Annotated in this window: 13 protein-coding genes; 6 read left to right on the top strand and 7 right to left on the bottom strand. The window is 69.4% G+C overall.

All coding sequences use genetic code 11. From position 1 onward, the window contains the following. Positions 1-21 precede the first annotated feature (21 nt). Together BUR99_RS08475 and BUR99_RS19610 are read left to right on the top strand one after the other, a co-directional pair. Complete coding sequence (locus tag BUR99_RS08475) at positions 22-849, top strand: sulfite exporter TauE/SafE family protein (RefSeq protein WP_074259913.1); 828 nt, start codon at positions 22-24, stop codon at positions 847-849. After that, on the top strand, positions 839-1,687 hold the full coding sequence (locus BUR99_RS19610; protein WP_084183835.1) for an NINE protein: 849 nt from the start codon (positions 839-841) through the stop codon (positions 1,685-1,687). Before BUR99_RS08475 ends, BUR99_RS19610 begins: the two co-directional genes overlap by 11 nt. A 54-nt stretch (positions 1,688-1,741) precedes the next feature. Here the strand turns inward: BUR99_RS19610 and BUR99_RS08460 are convergent, their stop codons facing one another. Beyond that, positions 1,742-2,971 (bottom strand): RNA polymerase sigma factor, encoded by a 1,230-nt coding sequence (locus tag BUR99_RS08460; protein WP_074259912.1) that lies wholly within the window; start codon positions 2,969-2,971, stop codon positions 1,742-1,744. A gap of 6 nt (positions 2,972-2,977) precedes the next feature. Then, positions 2,978-3,352, bottom strand: coding sequence for a YciI family protein (locus BUR99_RS08455; RefSeq protein WP_074259911.1), 375 nt, complete (start codon positions 3,350-3,352; stop codon positions 2,978-2,980). A gap of 157 nt (positions 3,353-3,509) precedes the next feature. Here BUR99_RS08455 and BUR99_RS08450 point away from each other — a divergent pair, with 157 nt between their 5' ends. After that, positions 3,510-4,634, top strand: a complete 1,125-nt coding sequence (locus BUR99_RS08450) for a carboxylate-amine ligase (protein WP_074259910.1) — start codon at positions 3,510-3,512, stop codon at positions 4,632-4,634. A gap of 46 nt (positions 4,635-4,680) precedes the next feature. Here BUR99_RS08450 and BUR99_RS08445 read toward each other — a convergent pair whose 3' ends face one another. The 4 genes from BUR99_RS08445 to BUR99_RS08435 all read right to left on the bottom strand — a co-directional run bounded on the left by BUR99_RS08445 (position 4,681) and on the right by BUR99_RS08435 (position 8,151). Further along, the gene (locus tag BUR99_RS08445; RefSeq protein ID WP_084183834.1) at positions 4,681-4,938 is read right to left on the bottom strand and encodes a hypothetical protein; all 258 of its coding nucleotides are present in this window, start codon (positions 4,936-4,938) and stop codon (positions 4,681-4,683) included. Positions 4,939-4,996: 58 nt separating this feature from the next. After that, on the bottom strand, positions 4,997-5,482 hold the full coding sequence (locus BUR99_RS08440) for a PKD domain-containing protein (RefSeq protein ID WP_074259909.1): 486 nt from the start codon (positions 5,480-5,482) through the stop codon (positions 4,997-4,999). 335 nt (positions 5,483-5,817) lie between these two features. Further along, positions 5,818-6,399 carry a hypothetical protein gene (locus BUR99_RS19965; protein ID WP_143231547.1) on the bottom strand — a complete coding sequence of 194 codons (582 nt, stop codon included), beginning with the start codon at positions 6,397-6,399 and terminating at the stop codon, positions 5,818-5,820. Between the two features lie 60 nt (positions 6,400-6,459). Next, positions 6,460-8,151, bottom strand: a complete 1,692-nt coding sequence (locus BUR99_RS08435; protein ID WP_074259908.1) for an acyl-CoA dehydrogenase family protein — start codon at positions 8,149-8,151, stop codon at positions 6,460-6,462. 264 nt (positions 8,152-8,415) lie between these two features. Here BUR99_RS08435 and BUR99_RS08430 point away from each other — a divergent pair, with 264 nt between their 5' ends. Both BUR99_RS08430 and BUR99_RS08425 read left to right on the top strand, forming a co-directional pair. Continuing rightward, a complete protein-coding gene (locus BUR99_RS08430) occupies positions 8,416-10,149 on the top strand; it encodes an ABC transporter ATP-binding protein (protein WP_074259907.1) in 1,734 nt (577 codons plus the stop codon). Then, complete coding sequence (locus BUR99_RS08425; RefSeq protein WP_074259906.1) at positions 10,146-12,209, top strand: ABC transporter ATP-binding protein; 2,064 nt, start codon at positions 10,146-10,148, stop codon at positions 12,207-12,209. The genes BUR99_RS08430 and BUR99_RS08425 overlap by 4 nt, the downstream gene beginning before the upstream one ends. Before the next feature lie 121 nt (positions 12,210-12,330). Here BUR99_RS08425 and BUR99_RS08420 read toward each other — a convergent pair whose 3' ends face one another. Continuing rightward, positions 12,331-12,804 carry a methyltransferase family protein gene (locus tag BUR99_RS08420; protein WP_074259905.1) on the bottom strand — a complete coding sequence of 158 codons (474 nt, stop codon included), beginning with the start codon at positions 12,802-12,804 and terminating at the stop codon, positions 12,331-12,333. Between the two features lie 195 nt (positions 12,805-12,999). On the opposite strand from BUR99_RS08420, the gene BUR99_RS08415 reads away from it, so the two are divergent. Further along, positions 13,000-16,107 carry a M14 family metallopeptidase gene (locus tag BUR99_RS08415; RefSeq protein ID WP_074259904.1) on the top strand — a complete coding sequence of 1,036 codons (3,108 nt, stop codon included), beginning with the start codon at positions 13,000-13,002 and terminating at the stop codon, positions 16,105-16,107. The last annotated feature ends 14 nt before the right edge of the window (positions 16,108-16,121 follow it).

Genomic DNA, 16,121 nt, shown 5'->3' with positions numbered 1-16,121 from the left:
GCGCGCCAGTACAGTAGGCGGGTGACTTCAGCCGACTCGTCTGCCGCCGAGACCGATCGGCGTGCCGGCTGGGCGCGCCTCGCCGTCATCGGCGCGGTCGGAGGGCTGCTCTCCGGCGCGTTCGGCGTCGGCGGCGGCATCCTCATGGTGCCCCTGTTCGTGACCTTCGCCGGCATGGACCAGCGCCGTGCCTCGGCCACCTCGCTCGCGGCGATCGTGCCGACGGCGATCGTCGGCTCCATCGCGTACTTCATCAGCGGCGAGGTCGCCGTGATCCCCGCGCTGTTCGTCGCCGCCGGCGGCATCATCGGCTCGTGGATCGGCGCCCGCCTGCTGCGGCGTCTCCCCCTCGGCTGGCTGCGCTGGATGTTCATCGCGCTCCTCGTGGCGGTCGCGGTGCGCATGCTGGTGTTCGTGCCCGAGCGCGCCGCAGCGCATCTCGAACTCGACGCGCTCACGATCATCGGCATGGTCGCGCTCGGGCTCGTCATCGGCGTGGCATCCGGTCTCTTCGGCATCGGCGGCGGACTCGTCATGGTGCCGGCGTTCATGCTCTTCTTCGGCATGAGCGACCTCGTCGCCAAGGGCACGTCGCTCGCCGTGATGATCCCGACCGCGATCAGCGGCACCGTCACGAACGCCCGGGGCGGGGTGGTCGACGTCCGCGCGGGCGTCATCGCCGGCCTCGCGGCGACCGCGGCCTCGTTCGGCGGGGTCGCCTTGGCGCACCTGATGTCGCCCGAGGTCTCGACGTGGCTGTTCGCGACCCTCGTCGTGATCGCCGCCGTGCAGCTCTCGGTGCGCGCCGTTCGACTGCAGAAGAAGGAGAGGAGCGAACGTGTCGCTTGAGGCCGGCTGGTACGACGACGAATCGGATGCCGCGCTGCTGCGCTACTGGGACGGCACCGCCTGGACTCCGCACACCGCCGCGAGGCCGGCCGATGCCGCACCAAACCCGCTGCCCGCGGCCACGACGCCGGGCCCGACTCCCGCACCGCCTGCGCCGACCGGGGCTCCGATGACCGCGACGCCGCCGGCGCCGGCCGGCCCGCCGACCCCCGCGTTCGGCGCCGCTCCCGCGTTCGACGGCATCGACGAGTCGACGACGGCGCGGCCCGCAGGGTCGGCTGCCCCGTGGCCGCCCGCCGCCGGAGCGGCCCCGGCCCAGCCGGTGCCTCCCGCTCCTCCCGCACCCGTGGCGCCTACGCTCGGCGCGCCGGCCCCCTTCCCGGCCCCGCCCGCCGCTTCGGAGTTCCCGTCGTACACGCTGCCCGCCCCTCCGGGGTATTCCCTCGAGGAGCAGACGACCGCTCCGTTGCCGCCCGCATACGGCACGGCCGCCCCGGTCGGCCCGCAGTTCTCCTACGAGCCCTACCGCACCACCGGTCGCACCTTCGTCGCGACCTGGCTGTTCGCGATGCTGCTCGGATTCTGGGGCGCCGATCGCTTCTACCTCGGCAAGGTCGGCACGGCGATCGCGAAGCTCCTGACGCTGGGCGGCCTCGGCGTCTGGGTGCTCGTCGACCTCGTGCTCGTGCTCACCGGCTCGCAGCGCGACCGCGACGGGCGCACGCTCGAGGGATACGACCAGCACAAGCGCATCGCCTGGATCGTGACGGGTTGCCTCGTGGGCCTCTCAGTGCTCACGAGCATCACGTCGGGCGTCGTGAGCCTGTTCGTGCGCTGAACACCCGCGTTCAGCTGCCCGGTTCAGCGGCCGGGCTGAGCGGCCGGGCTCAGGTCATCGCCCGGCCCGGAGCCGTTCGGCCTTCACCGCGAGGTAGCGCTGCTCGGGGCCGTTGAGTGTGCGGCGTGCCGCCTCGGTGTACGCGAGCGACGCGGCATCCGTCGCCCCCACCCGCTCGAGCAGGTGGCCGCGCACCGCCCACGTGCGGTGGTGCTCGGCGAGCGCGCCACCGGCCGCCGACTCGGATGCCTCGAGGGCCGCGAGCCCCGCCTGCGGCCCCTCGACCATGGCGAGCGCGACGACGCGGCCGAGCGCGACCATCGGCCCGGGAGCGAGCCGCCCGAGCAGGTCGTAGAGGCCGAGGATCTCGATCCAATCGGTCTCCTCGGTCGAGGGCGCCTCATCGTGCACGGCGGCGATCGCGGCCTGCAGTTGGTACGGGCCGATCGGAGCGCGGTCGAGCACCTCGGCCACGAGGGCGACGCCCTCGCCGATCATGGCCGCGTCCCATCTGGAGCGATCCTGCTCGTCGAGCGGCACGAGGGCGCCTGACGCGTCGGCCCGCGCGGCCCGGCGGGCGTCGGTGAGGAGCATGAGGGCGAGGAGCCCGGTCGTCTCCCCCGAAGCATCCGCGTCGGCCTCGCGCAGTTGCCGGGCGAGCCGGATGGCCTCGGCCGAGAGGTCGACGCGCGCGAGCTCGTCGCCGGAGCTCGCCGTGTGGCCCTCGGTGAAGACGAGGTACAGCACCTGGCGGAGGGCGGCGAGCCGCGCCGCGGTCTCCTCCGGCCGCGGCATGCGGAATCCTTCGCCGCTGGCCTTGATGCGCGCCTTCGCCCGCGAGATGCGCTGCGCCACGGTCGGTTCGGGCAGGAGGAGCGCCCGGCTGATCTCGGCGGTCGTGAGCCCGCCGACGGCCCGAAGGGTGAGCGCGAGCTGCGCGGGTCGACCGAGGGCGGGGTGGCAGCAGAGCAGGAACAGCGTCAGCGTGTCGTCGACGGCCGGCACCTGCGCGTGCTCGGGTTCGAGCTCGACGGCTCGGGACTCACGGCGTCGGCGCGCGACATCCGACCGCACGTCGTCGATGTGCCGGCGTGACGCCACGCGCACGAGCCAGGCCCGCGGGCTGTCGGGCACCCCGCTCGTCGGCCACTGCTCGGCGGCGGCGATGAGGGCCTCCTGCATGGCGTCCTCGCACGCGGCGAAGTCGCCGTAGCGCCGCACGAGCACTGCGAGCGCCGACGGTGCGGCGGCTCGCAGTGCCCGAACGGCGTCGGATTCGGGCATCGTCCGTCAGACGTCGGAGCCCGACGCCATCTCGAGCACCGGGCGCACCTCGATGAGGCCGAACTGCGCCTCGGGGAACCGCCCCGCGATCTCCACCGCACGCGCCTCGCTCTCGCAATCGACGAGGTAGAAGCCGGCGAGCAGCTCCTTCGTCTCGGCGAAGGGGCCGTCGCTCGCGACCGTGCCGTCGTCGCCGTTCGTGACCCGCTTGGCGAGCGAGATGTCGGCGAGCGCCTCTGCCGCGATGTACTCGCCGGTCGAGGCGAGCTCGGTGCTGATGGCCTCGTAGAACTCGTAGCCCTCGGCCTGCTCCTCGGGCGTGAAGGCGCTCCACACGGCGCGCGACTCGGGGTTGCTGTAGATCTGGATCAGGTACTTCATCGGAATCGCTCCTTCGATCTGGGGAGGCTGAACCGCGCTCCCATCAGTATGTCGAGGCTGCGCCCGGAATTTCGACACGATTCGTCACCCCGCATTCACGGGGGTTGACACCGATCCCCGCGATGAGGAGAGTTCCATCAGCACTCGGGGGAGGCTCATGGTCGCGGAACCGACGACGTTCGGCATCGAGGAGGAGTTCGTCTTCCTCGATCCCGTGACGATGAAGCCGGTGGATGTCGCGGCCGGTGCGTTCGAGACGCTCTCGGCCCGCCCCGCTTGGGCGCCGATCACCCATCGTGAGTTCCTCGCCTCGCAGGTCGAGCACGCCTCCACGGTGTTCACCTCGAGTGCGGCGGCGCTCGCCTCGCTCGTCGGCTTCCGGCACGAGCTCGCGGAGGAGGCCCGACGACTCGGCGTCGTCGTCGCGAGCGTGGGAGCACCTCCCGATGCGCACGGGTTTCCGACGGTCACCGACCTGCCGCGGTATCTCAGGATCGTCGACGAGATGGGCGGGGTCATCGCCGACCACCAGATCCAGGGGCTGCACGTGCACGTCGGCGTGGTCGATCACGACGCCGGGGTGCGCGCGCTCAACGTCACGCGCAACTGGCTGCCCCTCTTCTCGGCGTTGACCGGCAACTCGCCGATCTGGCGCGGGCACGACACGGGCTTCGACAGCTGGCGCAACGTCTCCCAGCGACGCTGGACCACGACGGGCTGCCCGCCCCTGTTCCGTGACGGCGCCGACTACGACCGTCGTCTGGAACGACTCATCGGCATCGGCGGCATGCAGGACCAGGCGATCATCATGTGGAACGCGAGGCTCTCGTCGCACGTGCCGACGATCGAGGTTCGTGTGGCGGACGCACAGCTCGAGGCGTGGTCGTCGGTGCTGCTCACCGCGCTCTTCCGTGCCCTCGTCAGCTGCGTGCTCGACGACTCGCTCGGCCGCTCGGCGTCGGTGCAGCCCACTCCCGAGGCGGCACCCGACCCGGAGCTCCTGAACGCCTCGCTCATGCATTCCGCGCACTTCGGTCTGAGCGGCGAAGTGCTCGACCCGGTGCTCGTCGAGCTTCGGCCGGCCGCGGAGACACTGGACCGATGCATCCGGGTGCTGCAGCCCGCGCTCGAGGCGGCGGGAGACCTCGAACTCGCTCGCGACGGTGTCGCACGGCTCCTGCGCGACGGCACCGGAGCCGCACGGCAGCGCGCGGCATTCACTGCCGACGGCATGTCGGGTCTGCGCGAGTTGTACGCGTCGACGTTCTCAGCATCCCCCTGACAACCCCTCGGTTGTCCGTGGGCCCGCCGATACCGACGCGCCCGCGTCAGGCGTGAGGGGGCGGGTCCTCGGGGGTCGGGGCTCCGCTCTGCTGCTCCTCGATCGGGGGCTTCTTCGCCGCCCCGAATGCCAGGGCGAACGCGAGGCCGATGGCCATTCCGATGGCGATGCCGACCCCGAGGTTGTCGAGCGCGACGCCGATCGATACCCCGATGCCGCTCCCGAGTGCGAGACCGATCCCCCAGCCCTCGACGGACCGAGGCGGCGGCTTCGGACCCGGCGGGGTCTGCGGAGGCTCGGTCATGAAGCCATCTCACCCCATCGTGCACACCGCCGCCTCCACCGAGCGACGGAGATCTCGCTCAGCAGCCCGGGCCGGAGGGGTTCGCGTTGCAGTCGCCGTTCGTGAGCACGGTGTCGAACTCGCCCACGAGCACGCGCTGCGGATCTCCCGAGACGGCGAGCGTGCCGGCGATCGAGCGCCAACCCGAGCCGCCGAACCGATACTCGGCGCGCAGCACGGCCTCGAGGGTGACGGTGTACTCACCCGACTCGGCGTAGACATGGCTCGTGCCGGTCGGCGTGAACTCGCGCTGCCCGAGCGCGACCCAGGTCGCACCGGCTGTGCCGCTCTCGACGACCCCGCCGTCGCTGTGCCGCCACCGGTAGCCGATCGGCGTGAACCGCACGTCGGCGGGTTGGCCGAGCAGCGTGCCCGACACCACCTGAGCGGATGCCTCGGCCACGAAGTTCGCCGGAAGGTCTTCCACCGCCCAGCCGCCGGGCTCCATGGTGTTGCCCGGCTTGGCGGGGATGAACGAGGCGATGTCTCGGAGGGTGACGGTCACGGCCGGGGCTGGTGAGGCCGGGGTTTCGGGTGTCGTCGGTGGAGTCGCGCAGAGCGCAGCGTTCAAGGGGCTGCAGTTCTCGGGCATGGTTGGCTCTTGTGCTGAATCCGTGGAGCCGACCTGGACGCCAGACTCAACTGCGTCGGGTTCCACTTCCTCAAGTGGGCCGCCTGTGTCACCAAACTCGGCGTCTCCGATGAGGTCGATCTGGCTAAGGTCCGTATTGACCACACTCGACGCACCACAGGTTCCCGCAATGATCTGTTCCTTCGAACAACTCGGTGCAGCCGCCGCAGGCATCGCGTCCGACGCAGCGAGTGCGATGGCTATGAGAGCTACAGACAGAAGTTTTCCCGCTCCCACAGCGCCCTCTCCACCACCTTCATCGACTCGGGCTGCTCTCCTTGAACCACGACCGTGTAGGGGATCTTGACGACTCTGCCATCAAGGACCAGCGACGATCCGCTGGAATCGAGCAAGTCGAGTCCACTGATGTCGTCACATACATATGCGCTTACCCGCGCACCCTTCGCGTAGTCCGTTGACTGAAGTTCTTGAATCGAGAACTCGATGGTCCCCGAAGTTCGCAGGCCGTCCGCAGAAAAGCGTTCAGCTGCGGATAGCTCATCCTGAAGCGCGGCGCCGTCGGCAACCGCCTTCAGTCGTTCTGGCGATGCGCCACTTTCCGCTGTCACCGCAGTCGAAACTGCAAGGAACGAGCCATATGCAGTCTCAAGAGCCGCGAGCGCCTCCTCGTCCGACGCGAAGATCGGCTTCGCGGCATCCGCTGACGGACTCGGCGATGGTGCCGGAACGCCGCCGGCGCATCCGCTCAGCAGCAGCGCGATGGCGCCGGCTGCGGCGAGCGCGGTACCCGCGCCGCGGCGACCGTGCGCCGGCGTTCGAAACAGGGACATGGCGAACACCCTAGGCGAGCAGGTGCGACCTGCCACGGATTATCCACAGCCCCGGTCCGCTCACGCCCGCGCGAGGATCCCCGCGACATCCGTCCCGCGCGGCAGCACCCCGTACTGCCGACCGCCCTCGTCGCCGAGTCGCGTGCGCACGAACGCGTCCGCCACGCTGCCGGGCGAGTACCGCAGCATGAGCGAGCCCTGCAGCACGAGGGCCAGCCGCTCGGTGAGTTCCCGTGCGAGGGACGCGCCGCCCGCGGCATCCGTCGACGTCATCTCGCGCACGAGCGATCGCACCCCTTCGAGCGCGGCGTCGAACACGTGCGACTCCCCCGCCGCCGACCCGACCTCGCCGAAGAACGCCTCGAACGCCTCGGGCGCGCGCGAAAGCACGCGCAGCACGTCGAGCGCGATCACGTTGCCCGAGCCCTCCCAGATCGCGAGCAGCGGCTGCTCCCGGTAGCGCCGCGCGAGCGGGAACGCCTCGGTGTACCCGTTGCCGCCGAGGCATTCGAGCGCCTCGGCCGCGTGCCCCGCGCCGCGCTTGCACACCCAGTACTTCGAGACCGCCGTCGCCAGGCGCCGGAAGGCCTGCTCCGCGTCGTCGGCATCGCTGTCGTAGGAACGCGCCAGGCGCATCGAGGTGAGCGTCGCCGCCTCCGACTCGAGCGCGAGGTCGGCGACCACCGCCGCCATCGCGGGCTGGTCGACGAGCAGCTCACCGAACGCACGGCGGTGCCGCACGTGCCAGGCCGCCTCGGCGACGGACTGCCGCATGCCCGCCGCCGTCCCGATGACGCAGTCGAGCCGGGTGCGCGTCACCATCTGCACGATGGTCGCCACCCCGCGGCCCTCCTCGCCGATGAGCCAGCCGGAGGTGCCGTCGAGCTCGATCTCGCTCGACGCGTTCGACCGGTTGCCGAGCTTGTCCTTCAGACGCTGGATGTGGAACACGTTCCGCGAGCCGTCGGGCAGCACACGCGGCACGAAGAAGCAGCTGAGCCCGTGCTGCGCCTGCGCCAGCACGAGGAACGCGTCGCTCATCGGCGCGCTGCAGAACCACTTGTGCCCGGTCAGGCCGTACTCGGCGCCCCACGAATCGAAGCTGCCGCTCGAGCGCGATCCGACCCGCCGTTCCGCTCGAGTCGTGTTCGCCCGCACGTCGGAGCCGCCCTGCTTCTCGGTCATCGCCATGCCCACGAGTGCCGACGGCTTCGTCGCGCCGCCGCCACCGCCGCCGAGCGCCGGGTCGTACGAACGGCTCAGCAGCCGAGGCATCCATTCGTCTCGCAGGCCGGATGCCGCGAGCTCGAGCGTCGGCACCGCGGCGTGCGTCATCGACACCGGGCAGGCGTGTCCCGGCTCGACCTGCGCGAACAGCAGGAACGCCGCCGCGCGGTCGACGTTCGCACCGGGACCCGGCGCCGCAGCGGCACTCGTGTGCGCGCCGGCGGCGACCGCCGCCCCGATGACGCGGTGGTAGGCCTCGTCGTACTCGACCTCGTCGACGCGACGGCCCCAACGGTCGAACGTGTGCAGGACGGGCGGGCGCGTGTTCGCCTGCTCGGCATCGCGCTGGAACGTCGCAGACCCGACGAGCGAGCCGATGCCCGCGAGCGAGCCGTCAGCGGATGCCTCGGCCCCGCCCCTCCCCCAGCGCGCGACCGCCTCGACGAGCGGCACATTCGACGTGTACTCGTCGACGTCTTCGCGCGCCGGCACCTGGTTCTCGACCTCGTGGGTGTTGATCATCATCGACCTCCGCGCCTATTCTCGCGCCAATCCAATGTGCTGATCGCCTCGGATTTCGCTCTCGGTGAACGTGGGCGACGGATGGCCCCGTGTCGCTTGCGTCGCCCTGCCCGCCGTGTGAGGCTGAAACGCTGCAATGTCGTACGGGGGTGCGATGCTGCAGGTCGAGCGAGGGGTGTGGCTGCCCTGGCCGGTGCTGTGCGCGCATGAACGCGCCTCGGCAGGCGGTGTCCGCTCGATTCCCTGACTCCTCGTAACGGAGACGCCATGCTCGGAAAAATCCTTGTCCGCTATCTCAAGCCCTACAAGTGGCTCCTGCTCGGTGTGCTGATCTTCCAGTTCATCTCGGCACTCGCCACCTTCTATCTGCCGCGCCTCAACGCCGACATCATCGACAACGGCGTCAGCAAGGGCGACACCGACTACATCTGGTCGACCGGCTCGTTGATGCTCCTGATCTCCCTCGGGCAGATCACGGCAGCGATCATCGCCACGTACTTCGCGGCGCGCGCCGCGATGAGCGCCGGCCGCGACATCCGCGACAGCGTCTTCGAACGCGTCTCGGGCTTCTCGGAGCGCGAGGTGTCGAGATTCGGCCCCGGCTCGCTGATCACCCGCAACACGAACGACGTGCAGCAGGTGCAGATGCTCGCGATGATGGGCGCCACGATGCTCGTCACCGCTCCGATCCTCGCGATCGGCGGCATCATCTTCGCCCTGCAGCAAGACGTCGGCCTCAGCTGGATCATCGCGGTGGCCGTACCCACGCTGCTCATCATCGCGACGATCGTGATCAGCCGCATGGTGCCGCTCTTCCGCAGCTACCAGCACAAGCTCGACAACGTGAACCGCATCATGCGCGAACAGCTCACCGGCGTTCGCGTCGTGCGCGCGTTCGTGCGCGAGCCCATTGAAGAGGAGCGCTTCCGCGGCGCGAACACCGACATCATGGTCGTCGGCCGCAAGGTCGGTTCGCTCTTCGTGCTGCTCTTCCCGCTGTTCATGCTCGTGCTCAACGTCACCGTGGTCGGCGTCGTGTGGTTCGGCGCGTTCGCCGTCGACGCCGGTGAGGTGCAGATCGGCACGCTGTTCGCCTTCATGCAGTACGTGATGCTCATCCTCACGGGTGTGCTCATGGCGAGCTTCATGACGATCATGATCCCGCGCGCCGCGGTCTCGGCCGAGCGCATCGGCGAGGTGCTCGACTCGACCTCGACGCTGGCCCGCCCCGAGAACCCGGTGACGGTGTTCCCGGCTCCGGGCTCGGTCGAGTTCACGGATGCCGCGTTCACCTACCCCGGCGCCGAGCACCCCGTGCTCTCGGGCATCACGTTCGGAGCTGCGCCCGGTGAGACGGTCGCGATCGTCGGATCGACGGGTGCCGGCAAGACGACCCTCGTCTCGCTCATCCCGCGTCTGTTCGATGCAACGGGCGGCAGCGTGAAGGTCGGCGGCGTCGATGTGCGCCAAGCCGACCTCGACCACCTCTGGTCGTCGATCGGACTCGTGCCGCAGCGCCCGTTCCTCTTCACCGGCACGGTCGCGTCGAACCTTCGGTACGGCCGTGAGAACGCCACCGACGACGAGCTGTGGCACGCGCTCGAGATCGCCCAGGGCCGCGACTTCGTCGAGGCGATGGACGGGCAGCTCGACGCGAAGATCTCCCAGGGCGGCACGAACGTCTCGGGTGGCCAGCGGCAGCGACTCGCGATCGCCCGTGCGATCGTGCACCGCCCCGACATCCTCGTCTTCGACGACTCGTTCTCGGCGCTCGACCTCACCACCGACGCGAGACTCAGGCAGGCGCTCTGGCGCGAACTGCCCGAGGTGACGAAGATCGTCGTCGCCCAGCGCGTCTCGACCATCACCGATGCCGATCGCATCATCGTGCTCGACGACGGCGGCATGGTCGGCGTCGGCACGCACGAACAACTGCTCGAGACCTCGCAGACCTACCGCGAGATCGTCGAATCCCAGCTCGGAGTGGAGGCCGCCCGATGACCGCCCAGACCCCCCTCTCGGCAGAAGAACAGCTCGAGCTCGAGCTCGGCGAACAGGCGCGCATCAACGCCGACGACTGGAGCGGCGCCGTCGCTCCGGGCAAGGCGAAGAACTTCGGACAGAGCTTCGGTCGCCTCATCGGCCTCTTGAAGCCGCACGCCTTCGGGTTCACCCTGGCCTCGGTCCTCGGCGCCCTCGGTGTCGTGCTCACGGTGTGGGCGCCGAAGGTGCTCGGCGAAGCGACGAACATCATCTTCGCCGGGGTGATCGGCCAGCAGCTCCCCGCGGGCTCGACCACCGAGCAGGCCGTCGAGGGGCTGCGGGCCGCCGGTCAAGACGACCTCGCCAACGTCGTCGCCACCGCGGGCGTCGTGCCCGGTGAGGGCGTCGACTTCGTGCGCCTGAGCCAGGTCATCATCCTCGTGCTCGCGCTGTACATCGTCGCGTCCGTGCTCACCTGGGTGCAGGGCTACGTGATCAACGTCATCATGGTGAAGACCATGTGGCGCCTGCGCGAGTCGGTCGAGGCGAAGATCAACCGCCTGCCGCTGAGCTACTTCGACAAGGTGCAGCGCGGTGAGCTGATCTCGCGTGTCACGAACGACATCGACAACATCACGCAGGCGATGCAGCAGTCCCTGTCGACCGTGGTCACCTCGGTGCTCACCGTCGTCGGCGTGCTCATCATGATGTTCACGATCTCGTGGCAGCTCGCCCTCGTGGCGCTCGTGTCGCTGCCGCTCATGGCCGTCATCTTCGGCATCATCGGCCCGAAGTCGCAGAAGGCCTTCGGCATCCAGTGGCGCAAGGTCGGTCGACTGAACGCCCGCGTCGAGGAGTCCTTCTCGGGCCACGCCCTCGTCAAGGTCTTCGGCCGCGAAGAGGACTCGCGTGCGAAGTTCAAGGCCGAGAACCAGGAGCTGTACGAGGCATCCTTCAAGGCGCAGTTCCTGTCGGGCATCATCATGCCGGGCATGATGTTCATCGGAAACCTGACCTACGTCGGCATCGCGGTGCTCGGCGGGCTCATGGTCTCCACCGGTCAGCTGCGTCTCGGCGACGTGCAGGCGTTCATCCAGTACTCGCAGCAGTTCACCCAGCCCCTGTCGGAGCTGGGCGGCATGGCTGCAGTGGTGCAGTCGGGCACGGCTTCGGCCGAGCGCGTCTTCGAACTGCTCGACGCCGAAGAGCAGGAGCCCGATGCAGCGGATGCCCCGGCGCCCGCCGACGGCGATGGCACGATCGTGTTCGAGCACGTCGCGTTCTCGTACACGCCCGAGCGCCCGCTCATCACGGACCTGTCGTTCCAGGTGGAGCCAGGACAGACGGTCGCGATCGTCGGCCCGACCGGCGCCGGCAAGACGACGCTCGTGAACCTCATCCTGAGGTTCTACGAGCTCGACGGCGGCCGTATCCTCGTCAACGGTCAGGACATCGCGGATCTCACGCGTCACGACGTGCGTGCGCGCACGGGCATGGTGCTGCAGGACCCGTGGCTGTTCGCGGGCTCGATCCGCGACAACATCCGGTACGGCCGCCAGTCGGCGACCGACGACGAGGTGCTGGCTGCGGCGCAGGCGACCTACGTCGACCGCTTCGTGCACTCGCTTCCCGACGGGTACGACACCGTGCTCGACGAGGATGCGTCGAACGTGTCGGCCGGCGAGAAGCAGCTCATCACGATCGCTCGCGCGTTCGTGGCGCAGCCCTCGGTGCTCATCCTCGACGAGGCGACCTCCTCGGTCGACACCCGCACCGAGCTGCTGCTGCAGCACGCGATGGCGGCGCTCCGCGAGGGGCGCACGTCGTTCGTGATCGCGCACCGCCTGTCGACGATCCGCGACGCCGACCTCATCCTCGTGATGGAGCACGGCGACATCGTCGAGAAGGGCAACCACGAGGAGCTCATCGCTGCGAAGGGCGCGTACTACCGCCTCTACAACTCGCAGTTCGAGCAGGCGGCGACCGACATCGACGCCGAACTCGCGGCGGGAGACGACACGGTGGTCACGTCGAGCGTCGAGGCGGGCGAGTCCGAGACCGACGACGCGATCGTGTAGTCCGCGCACGCGTACGCGCACGGCGATGCCCGCCAGCACCTCGGTGCTGGCGGGCATCGCCGTCTCCGCGGGCGACGCGCGACGGGCGACGGACGACGGACGACCGTCGACAGCACCGAGGTCAGCGGATGCCGCGGGCGAACAGCAGCAGTGGCGTGCGCGCCGCGTACGCGCGGTACTCGTCGCCGTACGCGTCGGCGAGGCGATGCTGCTCGACATGCGCCTTCATGATCAGCACGGCGGCAAGGAGTACCCAGACCACGATGAGTTCGATGCGTCCGCGCCACAGGACCCAGCCGGCCGCGCCGATCAGGATGCCGAGATAGATCGGGTTCCGCGTGAACCGGTAGACACCGTCGACGCGCAGCGGCGCACCGGGCTTCGGCGCCACCCAGGGCACGAGGTCGCGCCCGAGCACCGCCACGCCCGCCACCGCGAGGGCAGCCCCGGCGAGCGCGAGGAGCACCGCGACGATCGTGACCCAGGGCGCACTCCAGAGCGGGTCGCCGGGCAGGAGCAGCAACGCCAGCAGTGCGAACTGCGCCCACACCAACCAGTTCGCGCGGTCCGACATCGTCGCCTCGCCTCCTCGCATCCATCCTCCTCGCCGAAGCGGTCGCGCGCACTCGGTCGTTCGGGGTCAATCGCTCAGGGGACTTGACAGCCGCGGCGGGTCGCAGGAGGCTAACCCCTGAGGGTCCGCAGTGAGCACAGACTTGTGACGAGCATCTGGTACCCGAGACGACGTCGTCACTCCCGTTCTGGCCGAAGACGGACCAGAGGAGTCGTCATGGCCGGAACCCATCGCATTCCCAATCGCCTCGTCTTCGGGGTCGCCGCCCTCGGGCTGATGATGGCGATGCTGAGTCCTTTGGGCGCAAGTGCCGTCGACAACGACGCCGGCGCCCTCGACATGTACACGGCCGACGTGAGCGCTGCCGACGCGGCTGAGATCGCCGCCGGCGGCTTCGACGTCGCCGACAGCAGGGTCACCGATGCCGGGGTGAGCCTCGACATGGTGCTCACCGCCGACGAGGCGAAGGGCCTCCAGGCCCGCGGTCTCGATGTCAAGGTCAAGAAGAACAAGAACGGGAAGTCGGCGAAGCAGCTGGCGACCGAGCAGGCGGCGAACGGCTACAACGTCTGGCGGTCGTGGGATGAGCAGGGCGGCATCCGCGATGAGCTCTACCGTCTCGCGAAGCAGAACCCGCAGCTGGTCAAGCTCGAGGTGCTCGGCCACACCTACCAGGGCCGCGAGATCATCGCGCTGAAGCTGACCCAGGGCGCGCGGGGCCAGGCGGACGGTACGCGTCCGGCGGTGCTGTACAGCTCGACCCAGCACGCTCGGGAGTGGATCTCCACCGAGGTGAACCGGCGGCTGCTGAACTCGTTCATCGACGGCTGGCGGGCCAACGACAAGGCGACCAGGGACCTCCTCAGGAACAACGAGCTGTGGTTCGTGCTCGTGGCCAACCCCGACGGCTACCAGTACACGTTCGACCACGAGCGCCTGTGGCGGAAGAACCTGCGCGACAACGACGGCGACAACGAGATCACGCGTGCCGACGGCGTCGACCCCAACCGCAACTACCCGGAGCACTGGGGTTATGACGAGGAGGGCTCGTCGTCGCAGATCAGCAGCGACACCTACCGTGGTCCTTCAGCCGGATCCGAGCCCGAGACGCAGGCGATGATGTCGCTGCTGGACCGTGGCCGATTCGAGTTCCAGGTCAACTACCACTCGTTCGGACAGTGGCTGCTGTACGCCGAGGGCTGGCAGACCGGCACGCCCACCGCGGACGACCCGATCTACTACGCGTTGTCGGGCAACCGCGACAACCCGGCGATCCCGGACTTCGAGCCGGGCCTCTCGTCCGACGTGCTCTACGTGACCAACGGTGAGACGACCGACTTCGCGCATTCCCAGAACGGAACGCTGGCCTGGACGCCGGAGCTCGGCGAAGGCGACGACGACGGCGGGTTCGTGTTCCCCGACGACGAGGCGCAGGTGCAGGCGGAGTTCGAGCGCGCCCTGCCCTTCGCACTCGATGTGGCCAAGTCAGCCGCCGATCCGGCCAACCCGGTGTCGCACCTCGGCCTCGAGACCAAGCCCTTCTACCTGGAGAGCGACGACACCTACAAGGACGGTCTGCCCCAGGTGAACTACACGTTCGACTATTCGTACGGCGACCCGCAGGAGGTGCGCGTCATCGCCAAGCGCAGCCTGGGCGACGTGACGTTGATGTACTCGATCAACGGCGACCCTGCGATCGGCGTGCCGACCGAGGAGTGGACAGGCGGTGATCGCTACGGCGGCAAGACCGGTGTCTACTTCCACACCATGAGCGGCCTCGTCACCGGCACCACTCCGGGCGACGACGTCGAGGTCTGGTTCGAAGGCGGTGGAGAGACGAGCGAGTCGTTCACCTACCGGGCCGTCGAGGAATCCACCGACGACGTGCTGATCATGGCGGCGGAGGACTATACGGGTGCCTCGCCGGCACAGGCCGGCGGGCCGAACTACCTCGGCTACTACCAGGACGCCCTGGACGCCAACGGCACGGGCTACGACGTCTACGACGTCGATGCGCGCGCCCGGACCGCACCCGACGCCTTGGGCGTGCTCTCGCACTACGACGCCGTCATCTGGTACACCGGCGAGGACATCATCACCCGCGAACCCGGCTGGGGCGGCGGCAACGCCTCCCGCTTGGCGTTGGACAACACCCTCGAGGTTCGCGACTTCCTCAACGAGGGCGGCCGCGTGCTCTACACCGGGAAGTACGCCGGCACCCAGTACACGGGAACCGACCAGTTGTACGACCCGACGGCGGCGAATGCGCAATGCCGGGCCGACGCGGCGGTGCAGGAGCGGTGCCGGCCACTCGGTGGGTCGGGCGACTTCACCAACGACATGATGCAGTACTGGCTCGGCGCGTACCTCACCGTCGACGATGCCGGCACGGCGGAGGACGGAGGCCTCCTCGACGTCCTCGGCGTCGACACCCCGTTCACGGGTCTGGACTGGGGCTTCAACGGCGCCGAAAGTGCCGACAACCAGGACCACAGCAACTCGTTCATCACGACGAGCGGCATCCTCGACCCGGCCGTGTACCCGCAGTTCGACAGCTGGGTCGCGGGCAGGTGGGATCGTGAGGGCGGCCCGTTCGAGCCGCACACGGGCGACGCGTACGCCTACTCGCAGATCGGCGACGTGTCGTACAAGCGGTTGACGAACACGATCGACGTCCCGGCCGGTGGCGCCACGATGTCGTTCTGGACGTCGTACGACACCGAGGCGAACTGGGACCACATCGCCGTCGAGGCGCGTCCCGCTGGCGGAGAGGACTGGACGACCCTGCCCGATCTCAACGGGAACACCACCCAGAGCACTGGAGACAGCTGCCCGGCCGGCTGGCGCGACCTGCACCCGCAACTCGACCACTACCAGACGCTCGACGCCGAGACGACGACCTGCACCCCCACCGGCACCACCGGTGAGTGGTGGGCCGACTCCGGCAACTCTGCCGGCTGGCAGCAGTGGTCGGTCGACCTGTCGGCGTATGCCGGCGGCCCGGTCGAACTCTCGATCGCGTACGTCAGCGACTGGTCCAGTCAGGGGCTCGGCGTCTTCGTCGACGACATCGAGGTGTCGACGGGCGAGGGCACGACGTCGTTCGAGAACGGTGACACCGGCGGATGGACCATCGCCGGGCCGCCGCCCGGCAGCGCGCCGAACCCGAACAACTTCATCATCACGACGGCCGCAGGGTTCCCCGAGGCCGCGGTGGTGGCGACGCCGGGTTCGCTGACGGCCGGCTTCGGGTTCGAGGGCATCACCGACGCGGCCGCCCGGGCCGCGTGGATGAGCCGCGCACTGGATCACCTGCTCGACTGACGGGCGCTGGTCGA

Source organism: Agromyces cerinus subsp. cerinus (assembly GCF_900142065.1).
Lineage (GTDB): Bacteria > Actinomycetota > Actinomycetes > Actinomycetales > Microbacteriaceae > Agromyces > Agromyces cerinus.
Note: the sequence above shows the minus strand (reverse complement) of the source record. Positions and strands in the feature narration are given on the sequence as shown.

Bases quoted from the DNA above. Each gene is read 5' to 3' on its own strand.
- BUR99_RS08450 (WP_074259910.1), top strand. From the start codon at position 3,510: ATGGTCGCGGAACCGACGACGTTCGGCATCGAGGAGGAGTTCGTCTTC.
- BUR99_RS08460 (WP_074259912.1), bottom strand. From the start codon at position 2,971: ATGCCCGAATCCGACGCCGTTCGGGCACTGCGAGCCGCCGCACCGTCG.
- BUR99_RS08455 (WP_074259911.1), bottom strand. From the start codon at position 3,352: ATGAAGTACCTGATCCAGATCTACAGCAACCCCGAGTCGCGCGCCGTG.
- BUR99_RS08435 (WP_074259908.1), bottom strand. From the start codon at position 8,151: ATGATGATCAACACCCACGAGGTCGAGAACCAGGTGCCGGCGCGCGAA.
- BUR99_RS08415 (WP_074259904.1), top strand. From the start codon at position 13,000: ATGGCCGGAACCCATCGCATTCCCAATCGCCTCGTCTTCGGGGTCGCC.
- BUR99_RS08420 (WP_074259905.1), bottom strand. From the start codon at position 12,804: ATGCGAGGAGGCGAGGCGACGATGTCGGACCGCGCGAACTGGTTGGTG.
- BUR99_RS19965 (WP_143231547.1), bottom strand. From the start codon at position 6,399: ATGTCCCTGTTTCGAACGCCGGCGCACGGTCGCCGCGGCGCGGGTACC.
- BUR99_RS08445 (WP_084183834.1), bottom strand. From the start codon at position 4,938: ATGACCGAGCCTCCGCAGACCCCGCCGGGTCCGAAGCCGCCGCCTCGG.
- BUR99_RS08430 (WP_074259907.1), top strand. From the start codon at position 8,416: ATGCTCGGAAAAATCCTTGTCCGCTATCTCAAGCCCTACAAGTGGCTC.
- BUR99_RS08425 (WP_074259906.1), top strand. From the start codon at position 10,146: ATGACCGCCCAGACCCCCCTCTCGGCAGAAGAACAGCTCGAGCTCGAG.